Consider the following 22215-nt stretch of genomic DNA (forward strand, 5'->3'; position numbering starts at 1 on the left):
TAAATTATCATTTAAGAGCGTGGTTTAGACAAGTTTCTGTCGTACATAATAATAGTTCCTGCAACAGCCACATTCAAGCTTTTTTCTGATTTAAATTTTACTAAATGATGGCATTTATCCATTACTTTTTTGGATAAGCCATGATCTTCTGCTCCTAATAAATAGACACAACGTCTTGGATGTTCAAAGGTCTCTAAATCAGTAGCTTTTTCATCTAATTCAACGCCAACCAATCGCGCTCCTTTTGGTAAGTTTTCAAAAAAAGCTTCAAAAGTGTCATAATGAAAATAAGGAATTGCTTTTACGGCATCATGTGTATCAGAAGCTTGTTTGGCATATCGATTACCTATTGTAAATATGAAAGTAGCGCCTAAGTTTTGGGCAGATCGCCATAAAACACCCAAATTTTCAGGCGTTTTGCCATTTTGTATTCCTATACCAAAATATTCATTTATAAAATTATCATTCATGTGACAAAAGTACAAACTGTAAGTACATAAATCAATTTTTATTGAAATGAACGAAGAACTTATATTGATATGTATTAGCTATGTTTACGAAGTTACCATTCAATAATTATCAAAAAAAAATGCTACAACTAAATATTGTAACATTTTTTTAAAGCTCGATCGTAATGATATCTCAATAAGTAGGTCTATTTGTTGTCAAACTCTCTACGGTTATAAAAACTGTCATCATCACTTGCATTACCATGATTAGAATCATTTTCAGGATAATAGGAGTTCATCACATTTCTTTCGTAGTTTCTGTCAAAATTGTGCTGGTGACTGTATCTGCTTGTTTTTCTAAATGTATCATACCCAATACTGTTGGCCATGACAATTTTCGTGTCTTTATTTATGGATACAGACCCAATCGGAATGATAATATGGCTGTTTCCGTCTTTATACATAAACTCTTTTCCATTATCATTTGCAAGAGCATCATGCACTTCATTATGGCTGTCATCTATTAATGCCTTATCTACATTAACATCCAGATAAACAACACGCTGCATATCTTTATTAACCCAAAGGTTGTCAATTTTACCAATAGTTCTGTTTTCAGAGTCAACTATTTTCCATCCTCTGACGTCAGAATAATTTGAAGCGATTTTATAATCAGAAAGTTCGTCCAGTCTGTATAAATTTCTATCTTTATTTTCCATAATTCATTTTTTAGTATTGTAACATTGTAAATTCATTTTTTCGCTAAGTATAATTATAGAAGCATTAACTGGTATTACCCTTACTTCTATTTCAACTTATAAATTCACCAAGGTATGTCCTAAAATATTTTTAAGACATTAAAGGACAAGAGCTTAAATTTAAAGAAGCTGCTTTAATTCCTGCCTTTTCCTGGTTAATTTGATATAGTATCTGTACCTGTAGCGTTTTCGATTTGTGTGCTACTTTCACTACTAGCCTCATTATCTCTTAAAAACACGAAGTATACAAGCGCTGCAATTAAAAGCACTACTACAATCCATGGCCATAAAGGCTTCTTTTTCTCAATTTTGATTTCTGCCATAACTTATTTTTTTGATTATAAAATATTTTAATATTGTACTAAAGGTACAATTGAGCTTAGGCTAAAAAAGTATTAAATTTCAGTAAGAAGTTATAAAATTCCCAGTAAACTAAAATTTATAAATGGTTTAATCTGTTGGTAGAAACTATATTAAATAGAAAAAGGCACCTGCTGAGCGGGTGCCTTTGTAAGCTAACTGTTATAGTTTGATTATGCTATGACTACGTTTACTGCATTTGGACCTTTACGGCCTTCTTCAACGTCATAACGTACTTCATCGTTTTCACGGATGTTTTCTGATAGACCTGAAACATGAACAAAAACTTCAGCTCCTCCATTATTAGGAGTTATGAATCCGAAACCTTTTTCTTCATTGAAAAATTTTACTGTACCTTCTTGCATTTTTAATGTATTTAATTGCTCAAAGATAAACTTTATTATAACATAACAAACTGAAATCTAAGTTTTTATTTATAAAAATATTTTTCAAAGGATGAATAATTGAAAATAGATCAAATTCTACGATAATTTTCATTACAGATTCATGGAGCTAAATCCCTCATTTTATAGAGTCTTATTTATTGATAAAGATCAACTAAGGTATTTATTAATGTGTATAGCTTTGCTACTGACTATGAGTAAAATTTTTCAATAGCACGTTCTGGAGAGATCCTGATACTTGCAAATAATATTAGAAAAAATAAAACCTCATTGATTGCTACAATTATGAATACAAAAACTAATATCGTTTATTTTCTGGATAACACAGAGATGTCTATTATCGAAATTGAAAATGAAACCATTGGCTTGAAAGATAACCATTGGCTTATACACTACAAGAGTAACAAGACTGTCAATTTTTTTAAATTCCATCACTCTGGCTCTTTGCGAATACAGGAGCGTTACATCAAACGCGGTTTTTTGAAGGGAAGTAAAAATAATAGAAAATATTTCATAGAAATAGACAATCTGGTTGTCTCATTTAAGGAAAAAAAACTTGATCAGATTTCTGAAACTGTTAGGAGCCAAATAAATTTGTACCTGAATAACTTTATTCTGTAAGTACGCTGCTTCCTAAAATTTGTAATAACGAAACTTTTAATTGCACTCCTATTTAAGAATTTTCATCAACGCTTTGGAGTTTAATAACTGTGATATACTTTCTTGATTTCATATCTGTTTTAATATAAAAAAGTTTGCCTCATTAATAAATTAACGGACAAACTCTTTCAACTTAACCAATATGAAACTACTCTAAATCAACTTAAAACTGATACCTGTAACCAAAATCCGGCTGGAAGCCTATTTGGTCTATTTGATTTACCTGTTGCGTAACTCTGTTATAACTTTTAGTAAAAACATTGCTGTTATTAGTAACATTTTGAAAGTCCACATAAAAAGAATGGGAGCTTTTCTTTTTACTGCTATTAAGTTTTACAGCAAATTTAATATCCAGCCTGAAATAAGAATCATACTGTTCGCTATAAGCCTTTAGATCATCTCTAATTTCATAACCTTCAGCAATCGAAGCATTCAGGTCTACCGGAGTATAGTGGCGCCCGCCTGCTGTTGTAAATTTACCATTGATGGAAAATACGTTCTTTTTAGCTTTCCCAATTTTAAATTCTTTACCGCCTAAAGCATTGATTACATAACCATTATTAAAGGGTGAGTCTCTCTCGATATTGTCGCTCCCTTTATATTTACTATCAAAGAGAGAGGACGTAAATAATACATTATAGCCTCTGCTAAAGAACTTTTCCAAAGTAAATTCGATACCCTGATTAAATCCTGTACCTTTACTGATCAATGAAGTTTTATCAATCGAAAATCCAAAATCAGCTCCTTCTGTAAGAGAAGAATAACTCGTTGGTGCCCTCTCTACTGCTGCCTTATCCACCGCCTGATAATATACCTCTACTTTAGCCCTCCATTTGTCTGCAAATCGGGTATCATAACCTAAAACATAATGCTGGCTTCTAACCAAATCAAGATTTTTATTGGTCTGCAATAAATTTCCATCTACATTTTCGTTTAAAAATAATAAAGGTGCAGCTACATTCTGATGATGCAGTCCATATCCAAAACTTAGTGAATTTGCATTGTTTATTGCATATGTCAGTGCGGCTCTGGGCTCCAGTACTGCTTGTTCATTTAATGAAAAGTACTGTCCATGAAGTCCCGCATTTAAAGTTAATTTTTCACTAAGTCTGTATTGTGCCATTGCATAAGGCTGCAAAATTGAATAACTGCCGTCAGTATCCAGCAAATTGACATAATCCGGATATCCGTCACCATCACGATCTGCCTGTCTGTCCCTATCCCATAAATTTGTGTTTAGAGAGAAAAACTCAAGAAGTATCCCGGTTCTAAAAGTAAGTTTATTCGAAATTTTAGAATTTAATAAGGTAGAAAAGGTAAACCTGCTCTCTGTACTTTTACCTTTTGCAAAATGTATCTTGCTTTCCTGAGGCGTATCTAAGTTGTAGTAACGGTCTTCCTCACTGGTATTTGTTGAAGAAGAATACCCCACTACCGTTTTTAAAACGGAATTAGAACCCACATCTATAGTATGTTTTGCTCCAAAAGCACTAAATCCTGAAGTTACAAATTCATCTGTGTCTCTTGTTGCAAAAAGATCATCACCATCCAACTCTACATCCTTCCCTATTAGGTCAATATTCGATGTTCCTAAAATTCCAAAAACAGATACATTCCCTAATTTTCCTTTTCCGAAATCTACATTAAATGAAAAATCACTGTAGTTGGGCTGAGCCGTTGAACCTGCAAATCCTAATGGACCTATTATTCCGTAACGGCCTGCTGCAAGAAAAGAACCTCCTTTTTTGCCTAATGGTCCTTCCGCCATTGCCTCCAAACCCGGAAATGCAGCCACACCAACAGTATATTCATAATCACTTGAATTTCCTTTTCGAAGTCCAAGATCAAAAACACCGCCAATAGCATTACCGTATTCAGCCGGAAAAGCAGAAGTTATAAAATCAGAATTAGCCAACAAATTAGGATTTAATGCAGAAACGGGACTGCCGGTTGTACCAAGTGTCGAAAAGTGATTTGGACTGGGAATAGGTATTCCTTCTAAACGCCACAATAATCCCGAAGGCGAATTCCCTCTTATAACGATATCATTTCTACTGTCATCAGCTGTTGAAACTCCCGCAAAATTTGAGGCTAACCTCGCCACATCACTTCGTCCGCCAGCATATCTGTTTACTTCTTCTGTAGAAAATTGGCGTGCAGAAACGGCTGCCATCTTGTTAACCGTCTTTGCCTTATTATTTCCGCCACTAATTACAACTTCCTGAAGCGTATTAAAACTCTCTGTCAATGCAATTGCAATAATAACATCCTTTCCGGAGGTAACATCAATATCAGGAACAGTAATACTTTCATAACCTAAAAAGCTAACCCTCACACTTTGTCTGCCTATTGGTACATTAGACAATAAGAATGTACCGTTTCCGGATGTAGTGTCTGTAATACTTGATTCGCCTATTAGCTCTATGGTTGCTGCAGCTAAAGGTTTTTCAGATTGCTTATCCGTCAAGGTTCCCCTTATTATGCCCGTTTGAGCAAATGATAGTGCATTTATGAGAAACAGTGCAACTATTAAAATGTGTTTTTTCATTTTCTAATGTCTTAGTTATTATTAAAATTAAATTTGATTGGATCAGTGCAAAGATGTCATTGATGAATTAGTATCTCATTGATGTTTATCAATAAATACTCTGTACGTAGATTTATGAGAATAAAACAGTCTTACTGCTATTAAAAAGATTGCAGACAGTAGTGTTTTTCAATATTGAAAATATCTTCAGTACTTTTCATTTTGACTATTTACAATATTCCAACTTGAACAGGAAGCACGCATTATTGGCATTTCCTTGTATAATTCTATAAATTGATAAACATCAATGATTTTCTGCATTGCGCGGGATAGTTTTGTCTCATTCAAAGTATGAACCCTAATTTCAAACGAAGCGTTTAATGATTTTGCTTTCAAAACAGAATTGCTTCGGTTGAAAAAATCATCATTTAAATTTATCATCATGAACAGAATATTCGTTGGATTAGGTCTTTGTGGCCTGCTCACTTTTTTAAACATTTACATCGTGGATTCACAGGCTTTACCTGAATCTGAGAATGCAAAGGGACAAATGCAACTGGCTAGCTTATTACTTATTGATACGGTCGCAGAGATTAGTATTTGTAAAAAAAAAGCGCTGGTTATCAAATCCCTGCAGGAAGCTTTTACACTAAGCCGATTTGAAAAAGATGGAAAAATACACACCATGGCAGTTCTTGAAGATGACGGCGAAAGTGTTAAAGGTGTAGATCTAAGTGTCACATTATCTCGATATGATAGTAATTCATTTGATGTTATAAAAGACATGGAATTTAACGAGATTGTAAAAATTATCCTCGAGTGTACTACAACCGTTACGGTAAAATATAAAAAATTATTACCCTGTGTAACTGGAGAAGAGCATTTAGCAATTGGAATAAACTACGCTGAACACGGAAAAGAAACCGGACAAGTGAGGCCATTTATGTTTCCAAAATTTGTTGCCACAGATCCTGCAGTGCATTACTTACATTATGAAAAGGGATGGCTTTTGGATTACGAGGTAGAACTTGGCATTGCATTCCCTTCGGCTGTCTGTTTATCCTCAGATGTAGAACACCTTAGGATTGGATTTTTGGTTGTAAATGATTTTACCGATAGAGCCACCTTAATGCGTAAAATGGACAGCCAAAATGTTACAGGAGGAAAAGGGTTTCCTGATGCCAAAAGTAAAATTGGCTTTCTGCCCACTGGCCCTTACATGGTCATTCCCAGAGACTGGCGGGCATTTGTAAAAGAATTGCAGTTGCAGCTTTGTGTTAATGGCGAGCTGCGACAAAGAGGAAATGCTAAAGACATGGTTTGGAAAATTGATGAAATAATAGAGCGGTCACTAGCTGTTAAAGGAAAAAAATGCAGTTACTACCAAGACAAAACTGTTACGTTATTTACGGGCGACTGCATTCCCTCAAACTCAATCATCATTACCGGAACACCTGCAGGAACTGCATTTAATGCTCCAAAAAGAAGTTTCATTTTTGGGACGCTCATAAAGTACATTTGCACCGGAAGATTTTTAAGTGCTAAGATGCATCCTTACATTTTACAGCAATATTTAAAAAAGCAGATGAAAAATCCCTTCTATCTAAAACCGGGAGATCAGGTTGAAAGCTGTATTAATTATTTAGGAACAATAAAAACAAGAGTTCAATAAGCGGAATATAAATATCATAAATTCGTCAGTTCTACTATCTTTACATCACTATAACAATTGAAATACAATTAAATTTTTATTTTGTTTAATGGTAACTAATACATTAAGGAAGAAAACCTTATGTTGGCACAAAAAATTTTATGCAAATGACAGACAACGAATCACTGATAAAGATTGAATCATTTATTAAAACAATTGTTCAGCCTAATAAAGAAGAATGGGATGCCTTTACTGAAATTGTACAGTTTAAAACTTTGAAAAAAAAAGAGTTGTTACTGGAAGAAGGACGGGTTTGTAATTTTATTGCATTCGTAAATAAAGGTGTCTTAAGAGAATATTCGTTTCTTAATGGAAAGGAAACAACCCTTGATTTTGTTGATGAAAATCATTTTACCAGCGATTATCAGAGTTTTATAATGGAAGTGCCTTCAAAACAATATTTAGAAGCGCTAACTGATGTAGATTTGCTGATACTTAAAAAAGATGCGATTAATTCTCTTTACGATAAATACAAGGTTTGGGAGCGATTCGGCAGGCTGATTATCGAGAGGATTTTTTGTCTTGTCGAGCAGAAGAGAAAAAATATCATATCAACTTCCAATGACGAGCAGTACCGTGATTTTGTAGCAGCCTATCCACAAATACTTCAAAAAGTACCTCAATATTATATTGCATCCTATTTAGGAATAAGTCCGGAGCATTTAAGCCGATTGAGAAAAAAAGCATAATCATATTTCTATACTTCAAAACATATTAATGAGTTGTAAAAAAGGAATTATTTTCAATCACTCCTCATTAATTATTATAAAAAAAAGCTGCCTTTAGAGGGCAGCTTTTCATTATTAGCAAGGATGAATATTAAGAAATCTCAATCATCCTTGGTGATTTTTGTCTGGCCTGTTCGAGTTTTGGAATAGAAAGCAGTAAAATTCCATTTTCGTAACGGGCACGAATTCTATCTTCGTCTACTACATTTTTAGGAAGTAAAAAACTTCTCTGAAACGACTGATAACTAAACTCTCTGCGGGTATAATTTTCTTCCTCTTTATTTACCTGCTCCTGTTTAGATGAAGAAATAAGCAGCTGTCCATTATCAAGGGTAACTTTAAAGTCATCCTTGTTCATACCTGGAGCCGCAACTTCCACTTCATAATCCTCGTCAGTTTCTTTAATGTTTACAGACGGCAGTGTGGTGCTTGTTGTTGAAAAATTGTTGTTTTCCCAATTGAAAAGATCGCGGCCAAAAACATCATCAAAAAACAAGCGTTGGAAAGCCGGCACACGGCTTCCGTTTCTTTTAATAAGATTCATAACAGTAATTTTTAAAATTGTTATACAATAAATTTTAGAACTTGCACAAAAGATATGCACTACGAAAAAAACAAATAATATGCCAGCGGTTATTTCTGACATTTTTTCATAATATATAATGAAAAAATGTCATTTTTATCTCTCAAATAATATGCTTTTTTGACACTGCTTCTTTCAAATATAGAAAAATTGTCACCGCTGTTTTTACTATCCCAAATTAATAGTGTCAGGGAAAAATGTCACTTCACCAGTAGCAATGTCGTGCGATCCACCAACAATTCCAATTTCTCCTTTTTCAATCATTTCTTTTAATATCGGGCTGCGTTCCATTATTGATTTAACGGTACGTTTAACATTAATAGCCGACACGTTTTCAACAAAAGCAGCATTGCCTGAATTACGGTTTTCTTTTGTCTCGGTTTCATCATCAACTGCCGGTCTTATTTTAGTCAACAGGGCTGTCAGGTTACCCATTTCAACATGATCGCAGGCACCTTTTACAGCACCGCATTTTGTATGTCCTAAAACTACAATAATTTTTGAACCGGCCACTTTACAGCCAAATTCCATACTTCCTAAGATATCCTCATTGATAATATTTCCGGCGATACGCACACTGAAAACATCGCCAAGTCCCTGGTCAAAAATTAATTCTGCAGAAGTTCGGCTGTCTATACAACTTAAAATTACAGCAAAAGGATGCTGTCCGTCTGAAGTTTCATTGGCCTGCTGTAAAAGATTACGGTTTATTTTCAGGTTGCTTACAAATCTCTGGTTTCCTTCCTTTAAAAGCTCTAAAGCCTTTGAAGGAGTTATTGCGGCCTGCATTTCTTTTGTTAACGTTTTCATTTGTGATTGGTTTTAAATGTTTATGATAAATAAAAATTTTCCGGTTGTAGCGGTTTAGGTATTTCTGATTCTTTTAATAACTCTTTAATATTGATTTCAATTGTTCTTGCTATTGCTGTCATTGGAGTATCAGTAGGACGGTTTCTAAAAGGATCCTGCATGTGAGTAGCAGATCTTTCTAAAAGAAAAAACATTGTTGAAATAGTCAGAAGCAAAGGAATTTCAAAATAACTTTTGATATCACGCAACGCAATAGACAGTGTAACAATAAAAATATAGATAAAAAAGTGCAAAAATATGCGGTAAGTTACGGGAAAAACTGTGTTTTTAATACGCTCCGCCATTCCCATCGCATTTGAAAAATTTACTAAAGTATTATTTAATTGAATTTGTGAAAAGATACTCATTGCTTTTTTTTCTTTCAATTCCAGTATTTGAAGCGTATTTAATTGCAATAATGCTAGGGGTTTATTACTCTGTTTTTCTATTTCCTCCAGGTCTTCTTTAGAAATAAAATTTGCTAAATTCTCTGTAGGATCAAGACCGCGAAGACTTTGCCCCAGACTGTAGCACCATGCAATATGCCTAAAAGAAATTTCTTTAACTTCATTTTGATTTTCTCTGGAAACAAAAGACTGCAGCTGCAATACAAAACTGCGGCTGTGATTTACTATGCTTCCCCATATTTTGCGGGCTTCCCACCAGCGGTCGTAAGACTGACTAAGTTTGAATGAAAGAATAACAGAAATGGCTGTTCCTATAAATGCAGGAACTGTAATAGGCATTACCGGAATAATATTTTCAAATTGAGTAGTAAGATAATGTACTAATGTGCCAATAATTAATACATAGAAAATTTCATATTTTACTTTGTTAAAAAGATAAGAAACCGGGATTTTAGTATTGATCAGCATACGCTCTTGATTTGAATTATGAGGTAAAAATAGTAAAAACTATTTTTAATGATAGTAATACTATTATAAATAGTTGTTAAATATTTTTAAAGATACAGTTACTATTAAATCGCTAATGTTTATTATATTTGCTGAAACGCTAATGAATATGGAATTTCAAGTAAAATTTGATATCAACGAAAAGATATTTCTGCGGAATCCTGAAAGCAGTGAATTAGGTAAATTAATGGTAAAAAAAGCCATAGACCTGATTTATGAAATTGGTTTTGAACAATTTACTTTTAAGAAACTGGCGATAGAAATAAACAGTACTGAAGCTACTATTTACAGGTATTTTGAAAACAAGCACCGTCTTTTGCTCTATATTTTAAACTGGTACTGGTCTTACATGGAATTTTTAGTAACGTTTAAATTAGAAAACGTAGCTGATAAAAAAGAAAGACTAAAAATTATTGTTAGCTTACTTACCCACGAATTCGCAGAAAGCACCAGTCAATTTGACTATAATAAAAAACTGCTGAATCAAATTGTTATTGCAGAAAGCAGTAAAGTATATTTGGTAAAAGAAGTGGTAGAAATCAATAAAGACGAGGTATTTAAGCCCTATAAAGACTTATGCGGAAAGATTGCAGAAGTTATTTCAGAATATAATCCAAAGTATAAATATCCAAGATCATTGAGTACTACTTTGATTGAGACTTCTCATCACCAGCAATACTTTAGTGTCAATTTACCAAAACTTACCGACGTTTCCTCCAAGGCACACTCGGAATTTACCAGTCAATTTATTGAAGATTTTTTATTTAAAATTTTGGATTAGCTACTTCAAATGGAAAAATCACTACTGTTGACTAAAGAAATTAAAATTCATCGCTATTGGTTTATTAAAAAATGAATCGCGAGATTTCAGATAAAGTTGAGACGCCAACCTTCTTTATCCTAGATCTAAAAGGTGGCCGAGTGGGTAAATCCCTTTTTAAGTTTTCTTGCTTAAAAGTTGGTATTGGATTAAAGAAATCGTTTACTCTATTCGGACTTAACATCTGCCACAAAGAAGCAACTACCCATCCCGGAGCAAAAATATCATTATAGAATCCTTTGCCATTATTGCCGTAATCCCAGCTGGTATGCTGCACTACTTCGGGATAAAAACCAACTTTACCAATATCATTCATATTCTCGGGCATTGGCATTAATTGCAATAACGTACTTTTTATAACCGATGAAAAAGCACTGAACCGGGGTTCTTCTCTTTCTACCGCTAACCAATCTAAAATTGTGGCAAACTCAAATATAAAAGCATCAATATGATTGTTTTCTACAGATACATTTCCCCAGCCACGGGATTTAAATTTTACATCCCCAAGCAATTGTCCCGGCGCAAAAGGCACATCCCACAAATAATACCAGGACAAACAGAAATAAGCTGCCTTTACAGAATAATCAATATATTGCTGTTTTTCATCGCCTGTTGTAATCATTGCTAAATAATACATTGCGGTAGCAGCATATAAAGAGGCTTCTTTATCTTCACAATTTGCATCGAGGGTTGACGAAAAATAATCGGCTTTTGTTATCAGTTCTTTTTCTAAATACACACCGGTTGCTTTTGCTGCGTCAAGATATAATTTTGATTTGAAGTAAACAGACGCCATCGTTAAGGGCAAAGTTGCAGACGGTGTGCTGCCTCCGCTCGAATCTACAACTTCAAAATTATTATCAAACTTGCGGGGAAAACTTCCGTCATTTAGCTGCAACTTTAAAAAATTATTCAATAAAATTGTAATACGATTTTCCCATTCTGTATGATATCGGCCTTTATTCTTTTCGTATTTTAAATAATTAAGAATGGCCAGTGCTCCTTCAGACTGTCTGCGAATACTATATGTATCTTCTTCAAGATGATTGATATAATCTACATATTCTCTAAAAAAACCCTGAGATGTAAAGCCCTTTTTGAGGTAACTATCAAAAATAGAATTGGCTTTTTCGATTAAATCAGGTCGGTTTTCAGTTTCTCCATATTCTAAGGCATTAAACGCATTCAGCAGTACTCTGCCTACAAATCCTACCTCTGCAACGCCAGTATTTTTTGCATCATCTGTACGCAGGTGTACGCCTGAAAAATAATTTAAATCCGGAGTTTCCACATAACTTTCTACGAAAAAGTTGGTTAGGGTTTCTTTTGCTTTAACAGCTGATAAAGTATTTTTTAATGGTTTAGGCTTGAATACATCAAAAGTATATTTCCAGACATCGGCCACAAAATCTGAAAAGTTGTTGCTTTTTGATCGTCTAATTTCCCAGGTGAGAATTCTGGTTTCTCCCTTCTCCATTTTTTGAAAAGCTTTTACAGAGGGAGCTAAAGTTAATTTTCGAATATAACTTGTTGGCGATTCAAAATAAGGAAATCCAAAAACGAGTGCAGCATTACCATCAACATTTTGAAATCCGGTATACCCAATATCTGTTTTTCCTGAAAGAATAACATCACCATGCGTATGAACCGTAACAGCATCGTGCATTATTTTATCTTTACGCAAAACAGTATAATGTTCTCCGGTTGTATCATCGAAAATTCCAGTCAGCGGTGTACTCAAACGGTCTTCCCTCACTGTCCAGCTATCACTTGTATGAAAAGAAGGTGCTTCCTTTGGGGAACGTAAATTTTTACGATACCAAAAACCCGGCATGTAAAATTGGGAATTGACATGCTTTACTGGTAAAACGCAAGTCTGCTGAAAATTAAAATACACCTCCTGCTTTGCCAATAAAGTAACTTTGATAATTAAATGCGAATCGGTTTCAGTTTTTTCATTTTTAATTTGTATTGGAAAATCTGAAATATTCGTAAAAAGATTTCCTTTACCATTATCAGTCAATGGATAGGAAACAGCATTATTTCCCGGTTTTTTTAATTGAACACAGCTTTCTAATTGAAATAATGAATTTTTTACGTGCTGAGCAGCGAGCGTATCCATCCACAAAAAAAGTGTTACAAATCTTTTCATTTTTAGTATTATTTATTTTAAATCCTAAAAAATTATCTTTCAAAAATCCACAGGTCTTTTGAATTGTAAAATGATTTTACGAATTTAAAATTTGATTAAGTTTTTGTAAATTTGGGTATTCACTAAAAGCATTCAAATATATTTTATTTTATTACAAGTTGATTTTAATTAACTATAATTCAGCTAAATAATTAACTTTAACAGGAATAAGAATAGATATATGTCGTAAATTGTGAAAAACAAAACTAAAATTCAATCGATATAGTAGACGAAAATTCTTTTTATTCAGCTTATAAGCAATCTTTTAAAATTATTTCTATATTTATAAATGAGAAAAATTTACTTCCTTATCTATTTAGTATTATTTTTTTGCACGACTATTTTTGGTCAGTCAGAAAAAGAAAAAGACAGTATTTATTTGGATACTGTTAAAAACATTCGCTTTAACTACAAACAGTTGATCATACCGGGAGTTTTGCTTGGATACGGGTTTTGGGGCATTGAAAGCGGACAAATCAAGAGTTTCAATTTTCAGATTCGGGATAAGGTTACAGAAAATATTGATCGCAAAATAACCATAGATGACATCACCAGATATGTTCCTGCTGTATCGGTTTATGCACTGAATGCTTTTGGGGTTAAAGGGAAAAACAATATGAGAGATCGCTCTGTAATTTTGGCAACGTCTACCATTATTACAGTTGTAACCGTTTTTGGGTTGAAATCTATCACTAATGTACAGCGACCAGACGGAACTACTAATGATTCTTTTCCGTCAGGACATACGGCAATTGCCTTTGCAGGAGCAGAATTTCTTTATCAGGAATACAAAGATAAATCAATCTGGTATGGTGTTGCCGGTTATGCTGTTGCGACGGGAACAGGAGTTTTTAGAATGTACAATAACAGGCATTGGCTTACAGATGTCGCTGCCGGAGCCAGTATAGGAATATTGGGTACTAAAGCTGCGTATTGGCTTAATCCTTATCTTACCCAAAAATTGTTTGGTCAAAAAGCAGAAAAATCAACCTCTTTCCTGGCTCCGTCTTATAATGGAAGAGAATTTCTGATTTGTTATGTAAAGACATTCTAGTGTGAATCATTATCCGTTGGAGTTATGTCACATCGCATTGTTGTCAATATTGATTTAAAGCCTGCTTTTTCATAAGCTTTTACTGCTGGTTCGTTTTCATGGTAGACTTCTAACCTAACCTCTGTTATTCCCTGAGATAAAACCCATTTTTTAAGATCGTTGAGCAATAGGTTATTAAGACCGTTTCCTCTAAATTCGGGATTTACATACATGAAACCCAAATATCCGAATAAGGTATGTTTTTGATAATGTTTTGCTGATCTGATTTGAGCATATCCACATCCAATAACCTGATTTTTATAGTCAATAACCAAAACTTCTGTTTTCTCATCTAAGATTAGTTCCTGTATGTCATAATAGAAAATTTTTCCCTCTTTTAATGTTGGGTCGAATGGCCGCTCTGCCTCTACCAGAAATTGAAGAAATTCTCCTAATTTAGGCAAATCGGCATTTGTAGCACGTCTAATAGCTATATCTTTTGTATTTACATCCATATATCAAATATAAAGAAAATAAATTATTGTTTGCTCTTGCACTGATTATCTGAATGGTTGGAAAAGATTATTTTTTCTATTTATATTATTGAATTTCAAATAAATACACTTTTCATAGATGTTAATTTCATAACAAAACCCGATTTTATTGTAAAGAAAACTACTTGTATATACTTAGTTTTAAATCAGTTAACAAACTAAACAATTAAATCATGGAAAACTCAAACCTTCACAACAAGGGAAGTCTTTATAAATGCCCATATCAAAGTCAGGTATACGGCACGAATAAAAGCGAGTTATGCTACAGAAAACCTTATCAGGGAGACTGGGGAGACTGGGATGATGTTCCTGAAACTAATATTCAGGAAGAGAAGGATTTTGATTTGGCAGAAAAAGAAATTTTGAAGAAAGTTTTAAAACACAACAAAAAATAACTAATTCCTTTTATACTTTTTTTCTACAAGCAATCAAATACAATGTTAATCTGATAACAATTAGAAATTATTTTATAAGACAAAATAGTGTTATCCCCTTAATTTTAAACTTAGTAATAATCTTAAAACAATACATCATGGAAAATTCAAATCAATACACTGCAGAAGAACTTCAAAAATGTCCATTTCATAATCCACAGAGCGCAGCGGCCAGCGATGATGATCCGCGAGAAAATGCCAATACTGGAGACTGGGGCGATCTGGATGAGGACGATGAAGCCGGAACAAATCCCGATCGTAACGAGCAAGGTGGAAATGACAATTCAGGAGGTGCAGGAAGTTCTGGAAGTGCAGCTACAAACAGCTAAAACTGATACAACTTAAAAGCAATAAAATCTTCTTAGGAAGATTTTTTGCTTTTGAACTCTCTCAATACCGTTTTATCAATCCAGAATAGTTTTTAAAACCGCAGTTAATTCGGTAAAAGTATTAGGTTTTGTAATGTACGTTTCCGTATCATGAATTATGGATAATTGCTCAGCAGCGGTCTCCGAATAACTGGAATATACTATCACACGAATTGGTTCCAGTTTTTTTACTGCTCTTATTTTCTCGATGAATTCATTGCCGTTTAAAACTGGCATATTATAATCCAGAAAGATAAGGTCCGGTAGGATTTCAGTACTTTCTAAAAACTCTAAAGCCTTAACCGGATTTGTTTCTGCAAGGCACGAAATGTTCTTCTCCAGAGAATTGATGGCTTCGATAAATACATCTGCATCATCACTGTCATCATCAATCAACAATATATTTTTATATAACATGGCGTTTATTTTTTTATAGTTCTTATATAAACCGACTGGTCGTTCCGCATTCGGAAAGAATCAGTCGCGGTATTTTTTATCATCCTCTGTGTTACAACCTAAAAAACCTGCACTTAAGAAAGTACAGGTTAGGTGTCTTAAGTCAGAATTAGAATAAACTTTTAAAATTTATTCCTGATCCTGATCTTCATCATTAGCATTAAAATTGATTGTATTATAAGCAGCTTCTGTTAATAAGGTATCTGCTTCTTTTTCTTCAGCCAGCGTTTTTTCCAGTAATAATACTGCATCATCCTCGCCCAAAGTTGTAGCAAAGGCCGCTAGCGTACCGTAAGTTGCAATTTCGTAATGCTCAATTTTTTGTGATGCTGCAATAATTCCGGCATCACGCACAGCTCCAACTTCTGTTTCCTCCATTATGCCTTCACCTTCCTTGATAAGGCCTTCCATAGCATCGCATTTTTTGGCTGATGCTTTCTCACCAATTAATGAGAAAACCTGTTCTAACCTTTTTACCTGTTCTTCTGTTACAGTAAGATGGTCATTGATCGCAGTGATAAGATTTTCTGAAGTAGCGTTTTTAGCCATTTTTGGCAGTGCTTTCGTCAATGCTTTTTCAGCCCAGTAAATATCTTTTAAAGAATCTACAAATAATTCTCTCAGACCTTCTGCTGCAGACGATTTTGCTTTTACAGTTCCATTAGCACTTTTTGATTTACTTTCGCTTTTCGCAGCTGTTGTTTTTTTTGCGGCAGTTTTCATAATTTTTGATTTTTTGATTATACCCAAATTTACAACGCACTTTTAATCCTATTTTACACAATCCTATTTAGCTTTTACAGTATTCAAACATAAAGTAATTAAAATCAACACTTTATAATACCCAATAAAAAATGCACCGGATTACAGTGCATTTTTTATAATTGAATTATGATCCGGAATATTTAATTTTTTTGCTAAAAACTCGCAATTTCCTGCAATTTCACAACCGAAGTTCCCTGAGGCAATTTCCATGGTGCTTTCGCAAGTTTCATAGCCAGAACCTCAGTTGGAAGCGGTTTATATTTTTTCAATAATCCAATTCCATTAAAAAAGTCAAGTGCTTTAGCCATTACTTTCTCCCCCGTTCTGTCTGTACCTTCTCGCAGCAGCAATCCTGGTTTAAAAATAATATACTGTCCGAAATCCATCTCCGCTATTGCAACTTCCAGTTCTCCTTTCATTCTCGAATAGAAAATACTGCTCTTGGGAGAAGCATCTGAAGCCGAAACCAATACTAAAGAATTAACCCTGTTTTGTCTTGCAATGGAAGCAAATGCAGCAGGAATTTCAAAATCAATTTTCCATTGTTCTTCTTTTGAACCCGCTGCTTTTAAGGTAGTTCCCAAACATGAAAAAAGTACATCTCCTTGTATGTGCTCTTTATACTGATCAATAGTAGAAAAGTCAATGACGTGTTCTGTCAGTTTGGGATGCGATCTTCCGGTAGGCCGTCTTACAAAGATCGATACCGAAGTGTAATCATCATCCTGTATCAGCTCGTTTAACAGAAATTTTCCAGTTGAGCCCGTGGCTCCTATCAAAAGTGCTTTCATAGCTGTATGTTTAGTAGTGAATCGCCTATTGTCCAATATATTATAGGAACAGTTTTATTTAACGATACTCTAAGATAACGAAAAAAAAATAATTTTTATTCCAAACATATCGCTGTTGCTTATTAAAAATAGTGATTATCCTAATAGTCTGAAGATCATCAGAAATAATTCTTTAATTTTGGAGTTATATAGAATAAACAATACTGCTGCCATGCCCCACCATGAAAAAATTTGAAATAAAAAAAATCCAGCCGGACAACTGGATTATTTCTCACAATGAGTTTCCGAAATTTACCTGCCAGTTTGAAAACAAAAAATTCAACATCAGCAGGACACTAAATGGACTCGAAGATCCTATGGGAAATCCCGCTGAAGTAAAACTGCTTCAAAAAATGGAACAATGGCTACTTCAATACCATAAAGATAAAATGGTTTGATTTTTCTCCTTTAGTAGTATAAATGAATGAACTATAAAGTAATAGTTCAATTAATGCTTAACATCATTTTCTGTACTTATGCTATCGGTCAGGTTTTCCTTTACGATAAAGTCATTGATAAATGCAAGCACTTCGCTCTTTGATTCTACAGGAGTGTCAAAATAATTGATATGATATTCCTCGTCCTGATCCATGATATGAATTATCTCCGTATATCCTTTAGAAATCAGGCTTCCTTTTAATTTTATTATATTCAGCTGTTGGTGACTATCCAACTCCTTACGCACTTTTAGTTTTATAGCTTTCTCCATAACATTATTTTGTATTCATTATACTATAACCATACCAAAGATAGATATTATTTAATTTTAGACTGTTAAAAAATAAGCTACAAATCACAAAAATCATTTTCTTGTTTTCAAGGTGGTAATTATATAAAATTAGAAGAAAATGTTGTAAATCCAAGTTTAAATTTATCGGCAATTTCAAACAAAACTCCTACTGCAGAAAATTTGAAAATCAATTTTAACATTAATTTGAAAATATAATCTATAAACCATTAATTTTATTCAACTAAGAAAGATAAATAAATGTAATTTACTGTGAATCATAGTATTAATAAAAGCAATTATATAAGACCGTTTCTGGATATTGCATTACCTTTATCTTCCCATCAAACGTATTAATCAAATCATATAAAATTTATTAAGAATTATCTCAAACTGTTGTACAGCTTCAGTAGGATACGATTTTAACCTTCCGGAGAAAGTCGTGTTCTATTTTCATTGTACCTATTTTGGTTTTTTATCTCTGTTTTTCTCCGCAAAGTAGCTTTTACTGTAAAAAATAGTATCCTAAACTTTTTAGTTTTGGACTCTCGATAATGCATCAACGTCAAAACAACCAGTAAAATAGCATTTTTTAAACTTTATATTTTGATTTCGTAATTTGATTTGAGCGCCTGCATAATGCAGAAGCCCATCAGCTGGGAACTGCCTTACTAACAGCAGCAGAGAAATCTACTGCTAACTAAAACAATTGTTATGGAAACCGCTGAACATCAAAAAAATCAAATTATAATCCCGTCTTTTCCCGTAGTAGGTATTGTCACGGAAGCATCTGAAATTGATGTCGTAAAACAAATTCTTTCCGGTATTCCTTCTGATTCCGGCATGGCCATAATTGTTATGGAAAATCTGGATGCAAATCAGCATGCCGATTTGACACAACAACTAGCGACACATGTTGGCATGCCCGTTCTTGAGATTGTAAATACTGTAGAACTACTGCCTGACCATGTATATGTTATTCCCGAAAAAAACTTTTTGATTCTGGAAAACGGAATTCTAAAACTAAAACCCGTTATAAGAGGAAGCAGAATCAATAATTGTCTGGACATTTTCTATAATGCTCTAGCTCAGAAATATGAAAGCTACACTATTGGACTGCTTGCGTGCTGGTCTCCAATAGATGGAGCTGCCGGATTGAAAAATATAAGGGAACACGGCGGCGCAGCTGTGTCTGCTGTTACCAAGATCGGTTTCGAATACAATAAAGCAAACGCAGAGTTTATCGATTTCTTTACTGATCCCAAGGAAACTGCTATAAAACTACTGGAAATCAGAGAGAGCTATCTCGTTAACCGTGCTTATGAAGAAAAAGAAATTTCGGCAGAAGAGCATGCGTTCTTCGAGCAGATTGTGGAACTTATTGTCTTAAAATCAGGTACAAATTTCCATCATTATAAAGAGCAAACCCTTCGAAGGAGAATTGCCAAAAGAATGGTGATTACCAAACAAGAAAGCATAGAACGTTATCTGAACCTGCTTAAAAACAAAAGTGCAGAGCAGGATTTGCTTTTTAACGACCTTCTTATTCCGGTAACATATTTTTTTAGAGATCAGCTTTTTTTTGACAGTCTGCCTAAAGTTGTTTTCCCTTCCCTTGTAGAGTCTATGACGGGAAAAGAATTAAGAATATGGTCAGCCGGATGTTCTACCGGTGAGGAAGCCTATTCTCTGGCAATTTGCCTCGATGAATATCTGGAACAGACGAATAACAGCGACATTACGATCAAAATTTTTGCTTCGGACCTTTCTGAAAAATGTATTGATAAAGCCCGTCTTGGCGTATATACGCATCAGGACCTGAAAAATATTAGTGAAGAAAGACTGGCAAAGTACTTTAACAAAAAAGAAAGCGGTTATCATGTCAGCAAGCTCATTCGTGATTTATGCGTTTTTGCCGTGCATGATCTTACCAAAGATTTTCCATTTTCTAAAATTGATTTTGTAGCCTGTCGTAATGTTTTAATCTATTTTGATACTGATCTGCAAAATCACGTACTTTCCTCGTTTCATTATGCCCTTAAAGAGCATGGTTTTCTTTTCTTAGGAAAATCCGAATCAGCTGTACGTGCAGAAGAGCTTTTTGCTACGGTAGAAAGACAGGGAAAAATATACAGACGCAAAAATTCTGATGTTAGATTTAGCAAAGACATGTCTGGCTTTACGGCCAACAAACCGATAAAACATATTGAGGAACTAGCAACTACTGTAACCAATTATAAAAAAATTGCTGCAGATACACTTCTTGAACAATATTCTCCGGCTGCCGTTGTGGTTAATGAAGATTTTGAAATCGTGCATTTTCATGGTGATACGAGTGCTTTTTTACAGCCATCTGCGGGTAAACCGAGCTTTAATATTATAAATATGGTTCCGCATGAAATACGTTTTGCACTTCGAAATGCCATTTTAAAAGTGCGAAATGAAAAAAGAAATGTTGTTGGAGAACCTATTGTGGTAAAAAATCAGGCATTCTTAACTTCATTTGAAGTGGTATATCTCGCAGCTAATCTGGATCTGTTGCTAATCATCTTTTGCAGAAAAACAATTTCGGGTGCAAAAACAGCGCACACAAGCAATATACAAAGCGGAAAAGAAACAGAAAGCCAATTATTTCAGCTTCAGCATGATTTTAAACACCTGACAGAAGAGCAGCAGATTTATTTTGAGGAACTTCGTTCTACCAACGAAGAACTTTTGCAAAGAACCGAAGAACTTCAGTACATCAATGAAGAATTGGAAACATCTATAGAAGAACTTCTTTCTAATAATGAAGAGCTGTCATGTACCAATGATGAGCTACAGAACCATAGAAGACAATTGGCATCGATGAGAAATTTCTACGAATCAATTGTAAAAACAATTCATGAACCGCTTTTAATTATAGACCATAATTTTATTGTACACAGCGCAAATCCGGCATTTTACAACTATTTTAATACTCGTGAGGAGCTTACCGAAGGAATTTTGATTTTTGAAATTGGAAATTCAACCTGGAATACTTCTGAATTTAAAGAATCGGTATTAAAAAAAATAAGCAAAGAACAACCGGTTGAAAATGTGAAAATACAATTTAGCGCAGCATTGTCCGTAAAAAAAGTGATGCTAATCAACGCAGCACCTATTACAGATTCAATGCCGGAAGGCCTGATTCTGATTGCACTGGAAGATATTACAGATTTAGAACAAAGTAATGAAGCTTTACAAATAAAAAACGAAGAGCTTATAAACCGAAGCAGACAGCTTGAATCTTTTACCGCAGTGGCGGGAGAGCATCTTCTGGATCCAGTTAGAAAAATGTATATGTTCGGTAAAAAAATTATCGATGACGAACCGGAATTATCAGCGCCTGCCAAACATAATGTAAAACGTTTGCTGCATTCAGCCGTGAACATGAGCCAGCTTATTGAAGATTTGGTTACGTATTCGAAAATTAACTTTGCGGAAAAAAAATTCAAGAAAACAGATCTAAACGTACTTGTCAAAAAAGCCTTAAATGATCTCAAAAAAGTGATTAGCGAGCATAATGCCGTAATTTCAGTAGATCCTTTACCGCCAATGAAAATTATAGCATCGCAATTTCATATGCTGTTTACAAATTTAATTTCTAATGCGTTAAAGTTCGCACAACACGATACAGTCCCTCAAATAAAAATCAGTTTGCACCATCCGGATCAGGAAGAATTCAACAGCCTTGGCGCTGATCCTGAAACGGATTATATGATACTCTCGGTAAGCGATAATGGAATTGGATTTAAAAAAGATTTTGAAAACCTCATTTTTGATCCCTTCTTTCGCCTGCAGAGCAACGACCAGCATTACGGAAGTGGACTGGGACTGACTTTGGTACAGACTATTGTATCTAACCATAACGGTTTTGTAAAAGCTTCCAGTGAACCTGGAAAAGGAACAACACTCTACTTGTGTCTTCCATTAGATAAATCATTAGCCGAAACATATGGTCAGGATTAATTATTAGATAATAAAGATTTGCCACTGCAGAATAACACAGCAGTTTGCAATCTTTTAAACTTAATGAACATTATGTAAGAAGTTTTAAAAATTGTATAAAAAAC

General features: G+C 34.1%; 23 protein-coding genes. 8 read left to right on the top strand and 15 right to left on the bottom strand.

Features of this window, described 5'->3' with window-relative positions; genetic code table 11:
* Positions 1-11: 11 nt before the first annotated feature.
* From EV143_RS12810 to EV143_RS12830, 6 genes are all read right to left on the bottom strand, one after another.
* Positions 12-470, bottom strand: a complete 459-nt coding sequence (locus tag EV143_RS12810) for an RNA methyltransferase (protein WP_133508336.1) — start codon at positions 468-470, stop codon at positions 12-14.
* Between the two features lie 185 nt (positions 471-655).
* Positions 656-1168 carry a PRC-barrel domain-containing protein gene (locus EV143_RS12815; RefSeq protein ID WP_133508337.1) on the bottom strand — a complete coding sequence of 171 codons (513 nt, stop codon included), beginning with the start codon at positions 1166-1168 and terminating at the stop codon, positions 656-658.
* Between the two features lie 194 nt (positions 1169-1362).
* Positions 1363-1530 (bottom strand): hypothetical protein, encoded by a 168-nt coding sequence (locus EV143_RS21475; protein ID WP_166638149.1) that lies wholly within the window; start codon positions 1528-1530, stop codon positions 1363-1365.
* Between the two features lie 210 nt (positions 1531-1740).
* Positions 1741-1932 (bottom strand): cold-shock protein, encoded by a 192-nt coding sequence (locus EV143_RS12820; RefSeq protein ID WP_133508338.1) that lies wholly within the window; start codon positions 1930-1932, stop codon positions 1741-1743.
* A gap of 862 nt (positions 1933-2794) precedes the next feature.
* Complete coding sequence (locus EV143_RS12825; protein ID WP_133508339.1) at positions 2795-5179, bottom strand: TonB-dependent receptor; 2385 nt, start codon at positions 5177-5179, stop codon at positions 2795-2797.
* 186 nt (positions 5180-5365) lie between these two features.
* Positions 5366-5656, bottom strand: coding sequence for a hypothetical protein (locus EV143_RS12830; protein WP_208111274.1), 291 nt, complete (start codon positions 5654-5656; stop codon positions 5366-5368).
* Positions 5657-5663: 7 nt separating this feature from the next.
* On the opposite strand from EV143_RS12830, the gene EV143_RS12835 reads away from it, so the two are divergent.
* Together EV143_RS12835 and EV143_RS12840 are read left to right on the top strand one after the other, a co-directional pair.
* Complete coding sequence (locus tag EV143_RS12835) at positions 5664-6830, top strand: fumarylacetoacetate hydrolase family protein (protein WP_166638151.1); 1167 nt, start codon at positions 5664-5666, stop codon at positions 6828-6830.
* 146 nt (positions 6831-6976) lie between these two features.
* Positions 6977-7558, top strand: a complete 582-nt coding sequence (locus tag EV143_RS12840) for a Crp/Fnr family transcriptional regulator (RefSeq protein ID WP_166638152.1) — start codon at positions 6977-6979, stop codon at positions 7556-7558.
* 130 nt (positions 7559-7688) lie between these two features.
* Here EV143_RS12840 and EV143_RS12845 read toward each other — a convergent pair whose 3' ends face one another.
* From EV143_RS12845 to EV143_RS12855, 3 genes are all read right to left on the bottom strand, one after another.
* Positions 7689-8141 carry an Hsp20/alpha crystallin family protein gene (locus EV143_RS12845; RefSeq protein WP_133508343.1) on the bottom strand — a complete coding sequence of 151 codons (453 nt, stop codon included), beginning with the start codon at positions 8139-8141 and terminating at the stop codon, positions 7689-7691.
* A gap of 207 nt (positions 8142-8348) precedes the next feature.
* A complete protein-coding gene (locus tag EV143_RS12850) occupies positions 8349-8990 on the bottom strand; it encodes a carbonic anhydrase family protein (RefSeq protein WP_133508344.1) in 642 nt (213 codons plus the stop codon).
* 20 nt (positions 8991-9010) lie between these two features.
* Positions 9011-9904: a bestrophin family protein gene (locus EV143_RS12855; RefSeq protein WP_133508345.1), complete on the bottom strand. Its 894-nt coding sequence runs from the start codon at positions 9902-9904 to the stop codon at positions 9011-9013.
* Between the two features lie 148 nt (positions 9905-10052).
* On the opposite strand from EV143_RS12855, the gene EV143_RS12860 reads away from it, so the two are divergent.
* On the top strand, positions 10053-10724 hold the full coding sequence (locus EV143_RS12860) for a TetR/AcrR family transcriptional regulator (RefSeq protein ID WP_133508346.1): 672 nt from the start codon (positions 10053-10055) through the stop codon (positions 10722-10724).
* A gap of 64 nt (positions 10725-10788) precedes the next feature.
* On the opposite strand, the gene EV143_RS12865 is transcribed toward EV143_RS12860, so the two are convergent.
* Positions 10789-12915, bottom strand: a complete 2127-nt coding sequence (locus EV143_RS12865; RefSeq protein ID WP_208111275.1) for a hypothetical protein — start codon at positions 12913-12915, stop codon at positions 10789-10791.
* 328 nt (positions 12916-13243) lie between these two features.
* On the opposite strand from EV143_RS12865, the gene EV143_RS12870 reads away from it, so the two are divergent.
* Positions 13244-14008, top strand: coding sequence for a phosphatase PAP2 family protein (locus EV143_RS12870; RefSeq protein ID WP_133508347.1), 765 nt, complete (start codon positions 13244-13246; stop codon positions 14006-14008).
* Here the strand turns inward: EV143_RS12870 and EV143_RS12875 are convergent.
* Positions 14005-14502, bottom strand: coding sequence for a GNAT family N-acetyltransferase (locus tag EV143_RS12875; RefSeq protein ID WP_133508348.1), 498 nt, complete (start codon positions 14500-14502; stop codon positions 14005-14007). The two genes, EV143_RS12870 and EV143_RS12875, sit on opposite strands and share 4 nt — an antisense overlap.
* Positions 14503-14714: 212 nt before the next feature.
* Between EV143_RS12875 and EV143_RS12880 the strand changes: the two genes are divergently transcribed.
* Together EV143_RS12880 and EV143_RS12885 are read left to right on the top strand one after the other, a co-directional pair.
* Positions 14715-14936, top strand: a complete 222-nt coding sequence (locus EV143_RS12880; RefSeq protein ID WP_133508349.1) for a hypothetical protein — start codon at positions 14715-14717, stop codon at positions 14934-14936.
* A gap of 137 nt (positions 14937-15073) precedes the next feature.
* Entirely contained in the window at positions 15074-15304 is a 231-nt protein-coding gene (locus EV143_RS12885; protein WP_133508350.1) for a hypothetical protein, read from the top strand.
* Positions 15305-15379: 75 nt separating this feature from the next.
* Here EV143_RS12885 and EV143_RS12890 read toward each other — a convergent pair whose 3' ends face one another.
* From EV143_RS12890 to EV143_RS12900, 3 genes are all read right to left on the bottom strand, one after another.
* Positions 15380-15760: a response regulator gene (locus EV143_RS12890; protein ID WP_133508351.1), complete on the bottom strand. Its 381-nt coding sequence runs from the start codon at positions 15758-15760 to the stop codon at positions 15380-15382.
* 168 nt (positions 15761-15928) lie between these two features.
* Positions 15929-16522: a YciE/YciF ferroxidase family protein gene (locus EV143_RS12895; RefSeq protein WP_133508352.1), complete on the bottom strand. Its 594-nt coding sequence runs from the start codon at positions 16520-16522 to the stop codon at positions 15929-15931.
* Between the two features lie 194 nt (positions 16523-16716).
* Positions 16717-17355 (bottom strand): NAD(P)H-binding protein, encoded by a 639-nt coding sequence (locus tag EV143_RS12900; protein WP_133508353.1) that lies wholly within the window; start codon positions 17353-17355, stop codon positions 16717-16719.
* A 221-nt stretch (positions 17356-17576) separates the two neighbouring features.
* Here EV143_RS12900 and EV143_RS12905 point away from each other — a divergent pair, with 221 nt between their 5' ends.
* The gene (locus EV143_RS12905) at positions 17577-17792 is read left to right on the top strand and encodes a hypothetical protein (RefSeq protein ID WP_133508354.1); all 216 of its coding nucleotides are present in this window, start codon (positions 17577-17579) and stop codon (positions 17790-17792) included.
* A gap of 50 nt (positions 17793-17842) precedes the next feature.
* Here EV143_RS12905 and EV143_RS12910 read toward each other — a convergent pair whose 3' ends face one another.
* The gene (locus EV143_RS12910) at positions 17843-18103 is read right to left on the bottom strand and encodes a hypothetical protein (protein ID WP_133508355.1); all 261 of its coding nucleotides are present in this window, start codon (positions 18101-18103) and stop codon (positions 17843-17845) included.
* Positions 18104-18835: 732 nt separating this feature from the next.
* On the opposite strand from EV143_RS12910, the gene EV143_RS12915 reads away from it, so the two are divergent.
* On the top strand, positions 18836-22111 hold the full coding sequence (locus EV143_RS12915) for a CheR family methyltransferase (protein ID WP_133508356.1): 3276 nt from the start codon (positions 18836-18838) through the stop codon (positions 22109-22111).
* Positions 22112-22215 lie beyond the last annotated feature (104 nt).

The sequence above is a fragment of the Flavobacterium chryseum genome (genome assembly GCF_004362015.1).
In the GTDB taxonomy this organism is placed as follows: Bacteria; Bacteroidota; Bacteroidia; order Flavobacteriales; family Flavobacteriaceae; genus Flavobacterium.